Annotated in this window: 10 protein-coding genes; 7 read left to right on the top strand and 3 right to left on the bottom strand. The window is 65.4% G+C overall.

Annotated elements, in window-relative coordinates; translation table 11 throughout:
- Positions 1–106: 106 nt before the first annotated feature.
- From ACVNHC_RS21085 to ACVNHC_RS21095, 3 genes are all read right to left on the bottom strand, one after another.
- On the bottom strand, positions 107–1,456 hold the full coding sequence (locus ACVNHC_RS21085) for a sigma-54-dependent transcriptional regulator (protein ID WP_457169265.1): 1,350 nt from the start codon (positions 1,454–1,456) through the stop codon (positions 107–109).
- Complete coding sequence (locus ACVNHC_RS21090; protein ID WP_457169267.1) at positions 1,453–3,315, bottom strand: sensor histidine kinase; 1,863 nt, start codon at positions 3,313–3,315, stop codon at positions 1,453–1,455. Before ACVNHC_RS21090 ends, ACVNHC_RS21085 begins: the two co-directional genes overlap by 4 nt.
- An 81-nt stretch (positions 3,316–3,396) precedes the next feature.
- On the bottom strand, positions 3,397–4,230 hold the full coding sequence (locus ACVNHC_RS21095; RefSeq protein ID WP_457169269.1) for an AraC family transcriptional regulator: 834 nt from the start codon (positions 4,228–4,230) through the stop codon (positions 3,397–3,399).
- A 108-nt stretch (positions 4,231–4,338) separates the two neighbouring features.
- Between ACVNHC_RS21095 and ACVNHC_RS21100 the strand changes: the two genes are divergently transcribed.
- The 7 genes from ACVNHC_RS21100 (at position 4,339) to ACVNHC_RS21130 (ending at position 12,446) form a co-directional block, all read left to right on the top strand.
- Positions 4,339–5,598: a cytochrome P450 gene (locus ACVNHC_RS21100; protein WP_457169270.1), complete on the top strand. Its 1,260-nt coding sequence runs from the start codon at positions 4,339–4,341 to the stop codon at positions 5,596–5,598.
- Between the two features lie 29 nt (positions 5,599–5,627).
- Positions 5,628–5,948: a 2Fe-2S iron-sulfur cluster-binding protein gene (locus ACVNHC_RS21105; protein WP_457169272.1), complete on the top strand. Its 321-nt coding sequence runs from the start codon at positions 5,628–5,630 to the stop codon at positions 5,946–5,948.
- A gap of 145 nt (positions 5,949–6,093) precedes the next feature.
- Positions 6,094–6,336: a type II toxin-antitoxin system VapB family antitoxin gene (locus ACVNHC_RS21110; protein ID WP_457169274.1), complete on the top strand. Its 243-nt coding sequence runs from the start codon at positions 6,094–6,096 to the stop codon at positions 6,334–6,336.
- Entirely contained in the window at positions 6,336–6,776 is a 441-nt protein-coding gene (locus ACVNHC_RS21115) for a type II toxin-antitoxin system VapC family toxin (RefSeq protein ID WP_457169276.1), read from the top strand. The genes ACVNHC_RS21110 and ACVNHC_RS21115 overlap by 1 nt, the downstream gene beginning before the upstream one ends.
- Before the next feature lie 202 nt (positions 6,777–6,978).
- Positions 6,979–7,593 (top strand): ImuA family protein, encoded by a 615-nt coding sequence (locus ACVNHC_RS21120; protein WP_457169278.1) that lies wholly within the window; start codon positions 6,979–6,981, stop codon positions 7,591–7,593.
- The gene (locus tag ACVNHC_RS21125; protein WP_457169280.1) at positions 7,508–8,989 is read left to right on the top strand and encodes a Y-family DNA polymerase; all 1,482 of its coding nucleotides are present in this window, start codon (positions 7,508–7,510) and stop codon (positions 8,987–8,989) included. Before ACVNHC_RS21120 ends, ACVNHC_RS21125 begins: the two co-directional genes overlap by 86 nt.
- Positions 8,973–12,446: an error-prone DNA polymerase gene (locus ACVNHC_RS21130; RefSeq protein WP_457169282.1), complete on the top strand. Its 3,474-nt coding sequence runs from the start codon at positions 8,973–8,975 to the stop codon at positions 12,444–12,446. Before ACVNHC_RS21125 ends, ACVNHC_RS21130 begins: the two co-directional genes overlap by 17 nt.
- The last annotated feature ends 116 nt before the right edge of the window (positions 12,447–12,562 follow it).

Below are 12,562 nucleotides of genomic sequence, written 5' to 3' on the forward strand. Positions count from 1 at the left end.
TCCGTTAAGGGATGGGAGGAATCCGTAACATTGCCCAGTTCGCATGTGTGGAATTCCACACATGCGCAGGTCATCCGGCCCATCTGAACAGAACTGAAGCCTTGCCCTACTCGCGGGCATCCAGAGCAAGACTCTTGTCGAGCCCGTATTTCTGCATCTTTTCGTAAAGCGTCTTGCGCGAGATGCCGAGCTGTTCGTAGACCGGCTTCAAAGCCCCGCCATGAGCCGAGATGGCATTGGCAATGAGCTGCCGCTCATAGGCGGCCACCTTGTCGGCCAGCCGGGTCGAGGGCGCATCCTGAGCCCCGGCGCTGTCCAGTCCGGTCTCCAGCCCCAGCACCAGCCGGTCCGCCGCATTGCGCAGCTCGCGCACATTGCCCGGCCAGTCACGCTCGGCGATTTCCGACAGGACCTCCGGCGCCACTTCCAGATCCTCGCGGCCATAGCGGGCACAGGCTTCCCGCACCAGATGCAGGAACAGGAGCGGAATATCCGCCCGCCGCTGCGCCAGGGACGGAACGCGGATGGTCGCCACATTCAGCCGGTAGAACAGGTCGGCGCGGAAGCGCCCGGCCGCCACTTCCGCCGCCAGATCCACCTTGCTGGTCGCCAGAAACCGCAGATCCAGCGGCACGGTCTCATTGGAGCCGAGCCGGGTGATCGTGCGCTCCTGCAGCACCCTGAGAAACTTGGCCTGCAGGTCCACCGGCATGGAGCCGATTTCATCCAGCAGGATTGTGCCGCCCCGCGCATGCTCGAACTTGCCGTATCGCGCGCGCAGCGCCCCGGGAAAGGCTCCCGCCTCATGGCCGAACAGCTCGCTCTCGATCAGCGTTTCCGGCAGCGCCGCGCAGTTGATGGCAATGAACGGCCCCTTGGCGCGGGCGCTGATGTCATGCAGGCTGCGGGCGACAACTTCCTTGCCCGCCCCCGTCTCGCCAATGATCAGCGCATCCGCATCGCTGGCGCCGATGGCCCGTAACCGGTAGCGCAGGTCGACCATCACCGGGGTACGGCCCGGCAGGCGCGTCTCGACATCGTCCCGCTTGCCCGCAACGGCCCTGAGGCGGCGGTTCTCCAGCACCAGCGCCCGCCGGTCCAGCGCATGGCGCGCCACGCCCGCGAGCGCCTGGGTGGTGAAAGGCTTCTCGATGAAGTCATAAGCCCCTTCGCGCATGGCCTTCACGGCCAGCTGCACATCCCCATGGCCGGTCACCAGGATCACCGGGATCTCATGATCCAGCTCCCGGATCCGTTGCAGCAGCGTCATGCCGTCCATGCCCGGCATGCGTATGTCGCTGACCACGATCCCGTCGAAGCCGAAGCCGGTGCGTGCCAGCACTTCTTCTGCGGAGGAGAATGTCTTGACCTGCAGCCCGTAGAGCTCCAGCGCCTGACTGGTGGAGAGGCGCAGATCCTCCTCATCATCAACAAGCAGCACCATGCCGGAGTTCATACGGCCACCTCTTGCAAAGTCCCGGCGCCCGCTTCCACCTGCGCCTGCATAAGCCCGATACGGAACAGCGCCCCGCCCCCCGGCCTTGGCAGAACGGCGAGACTGCCGCCGAAGTCCTTGATGATGTTATAGGAAATCGAAAGGCCCAGACCAAGCCCCTTGCCGACACCCTTGGTGGTGAAAAAGGGATCGAAAATGCGCTCGATGATTGCCGGCGGCACACCGGGTCCCCGGTCGCCGATTTCTATGATGATATGCCCGCCGTCCTCGCGGGCGCTGAGCATGATCTCCCGGTCCTCCAGCTCCTCGACCGCATCACAGGCATTGGTCAGGATGTTGACGAGCACCTGCTGCAGGCGCACCGGACCACCGCGCACCGGCGGAAGGCCCGCTGGAATGCTGGCATTCACGGTTGCACCGGCCGAAGTCAGCCGTGCCGAGACAATCTCCAGAGTATCACGGACAGCATCCTCGATCCGCACCGCCCCAAGCCGTTCGTTCGGCTTGCGGGCAAAATTGCGCAGATGCCGTGAGATCGACGCCATCCGGTCGATGAGCTTGGAGATGCGGCCGAGATTGTCCTGCGCCTCCGCGATGCGGTTCCGCTCGATCAGCAGGGCGGCACTATCCGCATAGGTCTTGGCGGCAGCCAGCGGCTGGTTGAACTCATGCGAGAGGGCCGCCGACATCTGGCCGAGCCCGGCGAGCTTGCCGGCCTGGATCAGATCGGCCTGGGTCTGGCGCAGCTGCAGGTTCACCCTTGCAAGGTCGGCCGTGCGCTCCTCCACCCGCCGCTCCAGTTCCGCCTGCGCCTCGATCTGCATGAACATGCGCTCCTGCAGCCGGGCGCGGCGCTGGATGACGGCGGAGCCCCCGAGCACGGACAGGCAGAGGAACAGGAGAATGGCGACAAGGCTGGTGCGCGCCTGGGTATGGATCGAGGCCGTGTCGAGCAGCACCTTCACCGTCCAGTCGGCTCCGGGCATGTAATGCTCGAGCATCAGATATTCACGGCTGCCGCCGGACTGGCCACCGGTCTGGCTGCCGGTTTGACTGATAGTCATCAGATCATGCCCGGCAAAGCTGCTGCGCGCCACCGGCAGCTCCCGCAGGATGGCGTCGGAATAGCGGCGGGATTCTTCTGTCCGGCTCAGCCGCTCCTGGGTCAGCGGCAGCACCGAGGCATAGAGCCATTCGGGATTGCCGGTCATGAAGATGATGCCTTCCGGATCCGAAACGAGGATCTTGTATTCACCGCCCTGCCAGGAGCTTTCGATGCCTTCGATATCGACCTTGAAGACAATCACCCCGCGGATTTCTCCCGAGACCCGGACCGGTGCCGAAAAATAATAGCCGCGTTTGGCCGAAGTGGTGCCAAGGGCGTAGAAGCGCGCCGGCCGCCCGGCTGCGGCCTCCTGGAAGTAGGGGCGGTAGCTGAAATTCTCGCCGACGAAACTCGCCGACCCGTCAAAATTGCTGGCGGCGATGGTCGTTCCGTCCGTTGTCATGACATAGATGTCGGAGGATTCCAGCAGCGTATTGATCTCCTTGAGATACTGGTTTGCCAGCTGGCGCAGGCCGGCATTGTCCGGATCCATCAGCAGATCCTTCATGTCCTGATGATCGGCGATCAGGGTTGGCAGCGGCTCATAGCGGCTGAGATGGCCGCTGAGGGCTGCGACCGCCAGACGCAAGGCACTGCCGGCCTGCAGCGAGGCCTCCTGCATGAAATGCCGTGTCAGGGTCCTGTCGCCGATCGTCACAAGCGCCAGGGCCGAAAGCCCCAGCAGCACGATCAGCGCCGCAATCATCCGCCGCGCTGCAATGATGCGTCTTTCAGGAGATATTGCATCCGCCATCAGGTCAGGTCCTCTTCGGGCAGAAGATACCGTGGCAGGCGGAGGTTTCCAATGGCAAGCCAAGGCCGCAGCTGCCGCCCGTCAGAAACCGGCGCCCTTGCGGAACCGCGCGGGCGGAAGTCCGGTGAGGCGGCGGAAGTCACGGGAGAAATGATAGGGGTCGGCATAGCCGCAGGCGGCGGCAACCTCTGCCACGGTTCCGGAACTTTCCGTCAGTGCCCGCTTGGCGGCGGTGATGCGCTCATGGCGCAGGAAATCCATCGGCGTCGTGCCCGCCGCCGCCCGGAAGGCCCGGAAAAGCTGGGAAGGGCTGAGCCCTGTCAGCGCCGCCAAATCCCCGATCCGCCAGGGATGGGAAAGACTGGCGCGCAGGCGCTCCATCAGCGCGGCGATACGGGGATCCTGCGTGCGCCCTTCATCCGCCGGGCGCCCGGCCGCCAGCTGCGAGACGATGAGAGCCACTTGCGCATTCACCAGGGCATCCACCGCAGGCCCGCCCTGCTGTGCCAGCCGCAGCACAGCCGCAAAGGCAGCTTCCATGTCCCTGCAGGCCTCGGGCAGAAACAGCGGCTGGCGCGGCACATCCAGCACCCGGTGCAGCGCATCAAGCCCCGCGCCGCGCAGACCCATCCAGTAATAGCGCCAGCGGTCCTCCCCCGCCGCGCCATGAGCATAAGGCCTTGACGTGTCGAGCCAGGCCACCATGCCCGGCAGGACCGCGTGTGTGGCGCCGCCCGTCTCGATCCAGCCCTGCCCTTGCGTGGCGATGAGCAGCACGTGATCACGGTAGCGCTTGCGCGTCGGCTCGGCGCCGGGCAGCGCCAGCCCGTGACCAGCCGCCTGCAACGCATAGGGCAGAACCGCCGCCAGCGCACCGGGGGTGTGAAAGGCAATCTCTTCACGCTCGTCCATCATGCGCCGACGATGCGGGGCCTTGCGAGTTTTGTCCAGCTTTTGCGTTGATCCTGCATTTCCGCCCGGATTTTCTGAAGCTATCTTCCGCCCCTTGAGGGAGATTTTGTCATGTCAGGTTCCGCAGCCGGCGCAGCGCCGTCACAGGATGAGTTTGTCTTTGCGCCGCTGGAGCCTGCCTTTGCGGCGGATCCCTATGCCGCCTATGCGCAGCTGCGGGCGCGCGAGGGGCTGACATGGTTCCCCGATTTCAAGATCCATCTCGCCTCCCGCTTCGAGGATGTGTCCGCCATCGTCATGGACAAGCGCATGGTGCGCTCGCTGGACGGGCTGGTGAGCCCCGAGGAGATCGCCGCTGAAAAGCACGCCGGAAACTGGCACGACATGCCCCACCATTCCCGCTTCGTGCAGTTCAGCCTGCTGGACAGCGATGGCGAGGTGCATGACCGGCTGCGCAAGGCCGTGTTCCGCCTGTTCACCCCGGCTATGATCGCCAGGCTGCGCGACAGCATTCAGTCTTACGTGGACGGCCTGGTGGACCGCCTGCTGGACCAGCGGGACATCGACTTCGTGGAAGATCTGGCGGCGCAGGTGCCCGGACATATCATCGGGCGGCTGCTCGGCGTGCCGGATGAGGATTGCCCGCAGCTGCGCATCTGGTCCGAGAATATCGTCCAGTTCTTCGATATCGACCGGTCGGACGCCCGCAAGCAGCTGGCCGAAACCGCGACCACCGAATTCTACACCTATCTCACCGCGCTGAAGGCCGAGCGGCAGAAGGCCCCGCGTGAGGACCTGATTTCCGAGCTGATTCGCGCCGAAGCCTCGGGACAGTTCACCGAGGACGAGTTCATCTCCACCTGCATGCTGATCCTCATGGCCGGGCATGGCTCCACCATCGACGTGCTGGGTTCAGGCATGCACTGCCTGTTCCGCTTTCCGGACGAGCGGGAGAAGCTGAAGGCCAATCCCGGCCTGCTGCCCACTGCCGTGCAGGAGATGTTCCGCTTCGAATCGCCCCTGCCCTTCTTCCACCGCTACGCCACGGAAGACGTGACCATCGCCGGCACTGCCTATCCGCGCGGGACGAAATTCGGCCTGCTCTATGGCGCGGCCAACCGCGACCCGGCGGCCTTTGCCGATGCGGACCGGTTTGACGCGGGCCGCAAGCCCAACCGGCATCTGGCCTTCGGCGGCGGCGCGCATTTCTGCCTGGGCAACCATCTGGCGCGGCTGGACATGGAAATCATCTTCGCCACCCTGCTGCGCCGCTGCGCAAGGCTGGAGCTGGCGGAAGACCAGGTGGACTACAAACGCGGCCTTTCCGTGCGCGGGCCCAAGCGCCTTAACCTGCTTCTGGCTCCGGCCTGAGCCTTCAGCTTCCAACCGGACACGCCCCCATGCCCCGTATCATCTTCCAGTCCGCCGATGGCACCTGCACCGAAGTGGAGGCCGCAAGCGGCCAGAGCCTGATGAGTGCCGCCGTTGCCCATGGCATCGAGGAAATCGCCGCCGAATGCGGCGGTGCCTGCGCCTGCGGCACCTGCCATTGCTACATCCCCGAGGGACAGGGCATCGCCCTGCCGGAGGCGGAAGAGATGGAACTGGCGATGATCGAATGCGTCATCGATCCCCGCCCGCAAAGCCGCCTCACCTGTCAGGTCACCGTCAGCGAGGCCATGGACGGCCTGGTGGTGGAGCTTCCCGCCAGCCAGCACTGAAGCTGGCTCTCGATGAGCTTGACCCATCAGGAACCGGTCAAGTCCGTGCGGCGCCTGAGCAATTTCAAGGCGTGAGGCGGCAGATGGCATCTGGTAAGGATATGAATTTCAGGATATGATAATATCCTTGAAAGGATATGCTGCCATGCCGCTCTACATCAAAGACCCGGAGGTCGACAGGCTCACCAATGAGCTGATCGGCCTGACCAAGTCAAGCAAGGTCGATGCGGTCAAGGATGCCCTCAAGAGCGCCATCGCCAATAAGCGAGCCAATCTCCCGATCCGCGAAAAGCTGGCGAAGACCTTTGCCATGATGCATGCGCTTGGACCACTGGCACCGGGAGACCACAAGCAGGAAACCGATGACATGTGGGGTGAGAACGGCTGATGCTGTTTATTGATGCCTCTGTCATCGTCGCAATTCTGGCCCAGGAGGAAGATGCAGGCGCGCTTCTGGACCGCCTCGAGGCGGAGGGTGGACCTTACTACATCTCCTCCATCGTCCGCATGGAGGCGGCATTGGCCTTGACCCGCCGAATGGCAGAGGCCACCGGCAGGGATATGCCCGCGACCACCCAGATGATGCTGAAGGCGCGGAGTTTGGTCGAGCAGTTCGCCGTAGACCTCGATTGCAAGGAGGCCATGATTTCCGGCGATGTTGGATCCAAGGCCCTCGATGCTGCCATGCAGTTCGGCAAGATCATGAACCACCCGGCACGTCTGAACATGGGTGACTGCTACAGCTACGCTTGCGCGAAGGCCTACCGCACAAAGATCGCCTACAAGGGCGATGACTTCACCCATACTGATCTGGGCTGGCCGGTCTAGGTTGGCCTATCTGGACCGCCCCATCCGCTGACGCAGAAACCAGCAGCACAAGCCCACGCATGCGGGCTTTTCTCCTCTTGCGGGTGAAACAGTGCCGGGCATCGGGCACTCCGGATGGCTTGCCAGATTCAACAGGGAGACTCGCTGCAGCTTTCAGGCTATAGGTGGATATGTTCATGTTTTACCCCAAACCTGCCAAGTGATGAGCAACAGTCCGTCAGTCTCCCTTCCCGTTCTGGCCCCGGACCGGGTGCATGAAGCCTCCGGCCCGGCAGCGCTGGCCTTTACGCTGCTGCAGGCGGCGCAACTGCGTGAGGGCAAGGGAACGGACAAGGCGGTGCTGCTGATCGTGCCCACCCATCTGCGCGGCGGACTGCTGCCCTCAGGCGTTGCGCCGCTGATCGACCCCAGCCGCCTCATCACCGTGCAGGCCCCCACGCAGACGGATCAGCTGTGGAGCATGGAAGAAGCGCTGCGCTCCGGCGCGGTGCATGCGGTGATCACCCTGACGGAAAAGCCCCTGACCCTGACGCAGGGCCGCCGCCTGCAGCTGGCCGCAGAAAGCGGGCGCACGCTGGGCCTGCTCGTCACCGGGCAGGAGGGTGGCAGCAACGCCTGCGAAACCCGCTGGCACTGCGCGCCCTTGTGGGACGAGGCGGACTCGACTCTGCAGGCCTGGTCGCTTATAAAGAACAAAAGAGGAACAAACGGCAACTGGATGGTGCGCCTCAATGACAAGAGCTCTGGCCCGGCGGGTGTTGTGCATCTGGTTTCCCAGACTGGCGAGCGACCGTATCCTGCGGCTGCGGCCTCATGACGGGCCGTTTGCCATCAGCCTCAACCGCAGCAACAGCGAGCATATCCACTGCCTGAATACCGCGGCGGAGACGCGCGGCCTGCGCCGGGGCATGAGCCTTGCCGATGCACGCGCCCTGTGCCCGCAGCTTGTCAGCGAACCGGCGGACCTTCCCGGCGAACGGCAGTTTCTGGCCGCCCTTGGCCGCTGGGCCGGGCGCTATGGCCCCATGGTGGGGCGTGATGGCGCCGATGGGCTGGTGGCCGACATCACCGGAGTGCCGCATCTTTTCGGCGGCGAGGAAGGGCTTCTCGCCGATCTCCATGGCCGCTTCAGCCATGCCGGACTGACAGCCGCCGCCGCCATTGCCGGTACGCGCGGGGCGGCCTATGCGCTCTCGCGCCATGGCGGCGGCATTGCTCCGCCGGGTGAGGCGCTCGCCGCCATCGGCGCGCTGCCGCCCTCGGCCCTGCGGATCGATGGGGAGACGGCCAGCGGCCTGCAGCAAATGGGCCTGCGCAGTATCCGTGATCTCACGCAGGTGCCGCGTGCGCCACTGGCGCGCCGCTTCGGCGCCTCGCTGATGCTGCGGTTCGATCAGGCGCTCGGCCTTGCCGGAGAGCCCGTTTCTCCCGATGGCCCGCCGCCGCATTTCGGCGCCCGCATCACCCTGCCGGAGCCGGTAGGCCTTGTCGATGACGTGATGGCCGGCCTCACCCGCCTGCTGGAGCGGCTGTGCGAAAAGCTGGCGGCCGTCAATCTCGGCGCCCGGCGGCTGCATGTGGAGCTGCGGCGGGTGGACGGCGATCTGGCGCAGCTGGACGTGGGCCTTGCCCGGCCCATGCGCGACCCCGCCGCCATCGCCCGCCTGTTTGCCCGCTCGATCGAAAAGCTGGATGCCGGTTTCGGCTTTGACCAGCTGCGCATGACCGTCAGCATCGTGGAGGAGATGCAGCCGCAGCAGCTGACGAGTGCCGGTGAGGGCGAAGCGGAGGGCAAGCTCGCCGATCTCATCACCCGCATCGGCAACCGGCTGGGCTTTGATGCCGTGCGCCGCCACCTGCCTGCGGACAGCCACATTCCGGAGCGCAGCTATCTGGCCGCCCCCGCCGCCTTCAGCCGGCCGGAGCCTTTTCCCCAGAGTGGCCCGCGCCGCCCGCTCATCCTGTTTCCACCCGAGCCGCTGACGGCACAAGGGACAAGCCCGCCCGCCCGTTTCTCCTGGCGGCGCATGCGCTTCACCCTTGGCCGCGCCTCGGGGCCGGAGCGCCTGTCGCCGGAATGGTGGCTGGATGATCCCGCCTGGCGCCGGGGCCTGCGCGATTACTGGTTCGTCGAAACCCGCGAGGGCCGCCGCCTCTGGCTGTTCCATACACCGCAGGATCCGGGATGGTACGTCCATGGCGAATTTGCCTGAACCGGCAGCGGGCGGCTATGCCGAGCTTTGCGTCACCAGCAACTTCACCTTCCTGACCGGCGCCTCGCATCCGGAGGAACTGGTGCTGCGGGCAGCAGAACTGGGGCTGCAGGCGATTGCCATCACCGACCGCAACAGTCTTGCAGGCGTGGTGCGGGCCCATGTGGCCCTGCGCGAGCTGCGGCGGCAGCGGGCGGAACAGGCAGACGTGCCGGAGGTAACCCCCGCTGCCGAAACCGCACCGGAAAAGCCCGGAGAGATACCGCTGCATCCGGTGACGGGCCGCCCGCATCCGCCCGTCCGCTCGCACCGGCGCATTGATCCGTCCAGCCGCCAGGACATGGGAAAGCAGGACATGCAGGCGCCCGAATCCGGCGAGCCACGGAAGCCCGCAGGCCCCACCCTGCCGAAGCTGATCACCGGATCACGGCTGGTGCTGCAGGAGTGCCCGGTGGAGTTTGTAGCTCTGCCGGTGGACAAAGCCGCCTATGCAAGACTGTCGCGGCTGCTGACCCTCGGCAAGCGCCGTGCCGTCAAGGGCGCCTGCACGCTCTATCCCGCCGATCTGATGGAGTGGGGCCGCGGCCTCATCCTCATCGCCCTGCCGCCGGATCTTCTCACCGCGAAGCCGGAGACGGCGCTGGAGGTGAAGGCCGTGCTGAACCGGCTCGTCCAGCAGTTCCCCGGCCATGTCTACACCGGCGCGGTGCCCGGCTATGACGGGCAGGATCAGGCCCGCTTCGATGCGCTGTACCGCCTGTCGCTGGCAACGGCCGCGCCCCTTGTGGCCGTTGGCGATGTGCTGATGCACCGGGCGGGCCGCCGGGCGCTCGCCGATGTGCTGACCTGCCTGCGTGAGGGCTGCACCATTGCCACCCTCGGCCGCCGCGCTATGCCCAATGGGGAGCGGCGGCTGAAGGACGGGGCCGGCATGGCCCGTCTTTTTGCCCGTTATCCGGCAGCGCTCCGCCGCACGCTGGAGATTGCCGCCCGCTGTGCCTTTTCTCTGGATGATCTCAGCTACCAGTACCCGGAGGAAGTGAGCGGCGGCGAGGATGCGCAGGGCCGGCTGGAGCGGCTGGTGCGGGCCGGTCTCGAAAGCCGCGAGCGCTTTCCCGGCGGGCCGGATGCGGACACGCTTTCCAAGGTGGAAAGGGAGCTGGTGCTCATCCGCCTCAAGGCCTATGCGCCCTATTTCCTCACCGTGCATGACATCGTGCAATTTGCCCGCAGCCGGAACATCCTGTGCCAGGGGCGCGGGTCGGCGGCCAATTCCATCGTCTGCTATGCACTTGGCATCACCGAGGTGAAGCCCGGCACCACGCTGATGGTGTTCGAGCGCTTCATTTCCGCCGAGCGCGGCGAGCCGCCGGATATCGATGTCGATTTCGAGCATGAGCGCCGCGAGGAGGTGATCCAGCACATCTACGAGCGCTATGGCCGCCACCGCACCGGGCTGACCGCCACTGTCATCCATTTCCGCTCCCGCGCCGCCATCCGCGAGGTGGGCAAGGTCATGGGCCTCTCGCAGGATGTGCTCGCCGCCATTGCCGGGCAAAGCTGGGGCTGGTCCAATGGCCCACCGGATCCGGCGCGGCTGCGCGAAATCGGGCTGGACCCGTCGGAGCGGCGCCTTGCCATGACGCTGGAGCTGATTGCGGAAATCATCGGCTTTCCCCGCCATCTGTCGCAGCATGTGGGCGGCTTCGTCATCACCCGTGACCGGCTGGACGAGCTGTGCCCCATCGAAAATGCCGCGATGGAGGGGCGCACCGTCATCGAATGGGACAAGGACGACATCGACGCCCTCGGCATCCTCAAGGTGGATGTGCTCGCTCTCGGCATGCTCACCTGCCTGCGCAAGGGCTTTGATCTTCTGGTCCAGCACGAGCGGCAGGCGCTGACGCTGGCCAGCGTGCCGGAGGAGGATGCGGCCGTCTATGACATGCTGTGCCGTGCCGATGCCATCGGCGTCTTCCAGGTGGAAAGCCGGGCGCAGATGAACTTCCTGCCGCGCATGCGCCCGCGGGACTTCTACGATCTGGTGATCGAGGTCGCCATCGTCCGCCCCGGCCCCATTCAGGGCGGCATGGTGCATCCTTATATCAACCGGCGGCGGGGCAAGGAGAAGGTGGATTATCCTTCTGACGCGCTCAAGGGTGTGCTGGGCAAGACGCTGGGCGTGCCGCTGTTCCAGGAACAGGCGCTGCAGATTGCCGTGGTGGCAGCGGGCTTCACGCCCGGCGAGGCCGACCGGCTGCGCCGCAGCCTTGCCACCTTCAAGCGCATGGGCACGATCCATACGTTCCGGGGCAAGTTCATCTCCGGCATGCTGGGCAATGGCTACAGCCCGGAGTTCGCCGAACGCTGCTTCAGCCAGATCGAGGGTTTCGGCGAATATGGTTTTCCCGAAAGCCACGCGGCGAGCTTTGCCCGGCTGGTCTATATCTCCGCCTGGATGAAGTGCCACCACCCGGCCATTTTCGCCTGCGCCCTGCTCAACGCCCAGCCCATGGGCTTTTATGCTCCGGCACAGATCGTGCGCGATGCGCGCGAACATGGAGTGGAGGTTCGGCCCGTCTCGGTCAATCACTCCGCATGGGACAACACGCTGGAGCGGCGCAGCGACGGCGCACTGGCCCTGCGCCTCGGTTTCCGCCAGATCAAGGGCCTGCGCGAGGCGGATTGCCAGGCCATCGCCGCCAGCCGGGGCAACGGTTATCCGGATGTGGAAACCATCTGGCAGCGCACGCGCCTCAAAGGCGATGTGCTGCAGCGGCTGGCGGAAGGCGACGCGCTGACCTGCCTTGGCCTCACCCGCCGGACCGCCCTGTGGCAGGTCAAGGCGCTGGGTCAGGCCCGCACCCTGCCGCTGTTCTCCGGCATGGACGGGGAAGCGATTGCCGAGCCTGAAGTGGCCCTGCCCTCCATGTCGCTGGGCGAAGAAGTGGTGGAGGATTACGTCGCCCTGCGCCTGTCCTTGCGCGCCCACCCGATGGAACTGCTGCGCCCCGCGCTGCCGGGCCTCACGGCCCATGACCAGCTGACGCGGCCGGATCTGCGGCAGGTGAGCGTGGCCGGCCTCGTCATCACCCGCCAGCGCCCCGGCACCGCCTCGGGCGTCATCTTCCTGACGCTTGAGGATGAAACCGGCGTCAGCAATGTGGTGGTCTGGCCCAAGGTTTATGAAGCCTTCCGCCGCGCCGTCATCGGCGGGCGGCTTTTGCGCGTGACGGGGCGTTTGCAGCGGGAAGGGCAGGTGGTGCATCTCATCGCCGGACAGATCGAGGACCTGTCCCACATCCTGCCCGGCCTCGGCCAGTTTGGCGGAGAGATAGATGCCACGGGCGGAACGCCTGCCGCGCCCGGCGGCGCTGATCTGAGGGGCGGAAAACCCGGCGCCCGCCATCCGCGTGAACAGGCCAAGCTTTTATTCCGGAGCCGCGATTTTCATTGATTTTCTGGAGTGACCGGTGCGGTTTTTAGCGCCGGAGTTCCCTTTTGCCCGTTTGTTTTTGTACTTGTTTTGTTCTTTTGTGATTATATAGGTGTTTTTAATGGTTTTAACCCCGT

This window comes from Pannonibacter sp. Q-1, assembly GCF_054073275.1.

What these genes read in the sequence shown, in the direction of transcription:
- ACVNHC_RS21085 (WP_457169265.1), bottom strand. Translation starts at nt 1,456, where the DNA reads ATGAACTCCGGCATGGTGCTGCTTGTTGATGATGAGGAGGATCTGCGC.
- ACVNHC_RS21090 (WP_457169267.1), bottom strand. Translation starts at nt 3,315, where the DNA reads ATGGCGGATGCAATATCTCCTGAAAGACGCATCATTGCAGCGCGGCGG.
- ACVNHC_RS21095 (WP_457169269.1), bottom strand. Translation starts at nt 4,230, where the DNA reads ATGATGGACGAGCGTGAAGAGATTGCCTTTCACACCCCCGGTGCGCTG.
- ACVNHC_RS21100 (WP_457169270.1), top strand. Translation starts at nt 4,339, where the DNA reads ATGTCAGGTTCCGCAGCCGGCGCAGCGCCGTCACAGGATGAGTTTGTC.
- ACVNHC_RS21105 (WP_457169272.1), top strand. Translation starts at nt 5,628, where the DNA reads ATGCCCCGTATCATCTTCCAGTCCGCCGATGGCACCTGCACCGAAGTG.
- ACVNHC_RS21110 (WP_457169274.1), top strand. Translation starts at nt 6,094, where the DNA reads ATGCCGCTCTACATCAAAGACCCGGAGGTCGACAGGCTCACCAATGAG.
- ACVNHC_RS21115 (WP_457169276.1), top strand. Translation starts at nt 6,336, where the DNA reads ATGCTGTTTATTGATGCCTCTGTCATCGTCGCAATTCTGGCCCAGGAG.
- ACVNHC_RS21120 (WP_457169278.1), top strand. Translation starts at nt 6,979, where the DNA reads ATGAGCAACAGTCCGTCAGTCTCCCTTCCCGTTCTGGCCCCGGACCGG.
- ACVNHC_RS21125 (WP_457169280.1), top strand. Translation starts at nt 7,508, where the DNA reads ATGACAAGAGCTCTGGCCCGGCGGGTGTTGTGCATCTGGTTTCCCAGA.
- ACVNHC_RS21130 (WP_457169282.1), top strand. Translation starts at nt 8,973, where the DNA reads ATGGCGAATTTGCCTGAACCGGCAGCGGGCGGCTATGCCGAGCTTTGC.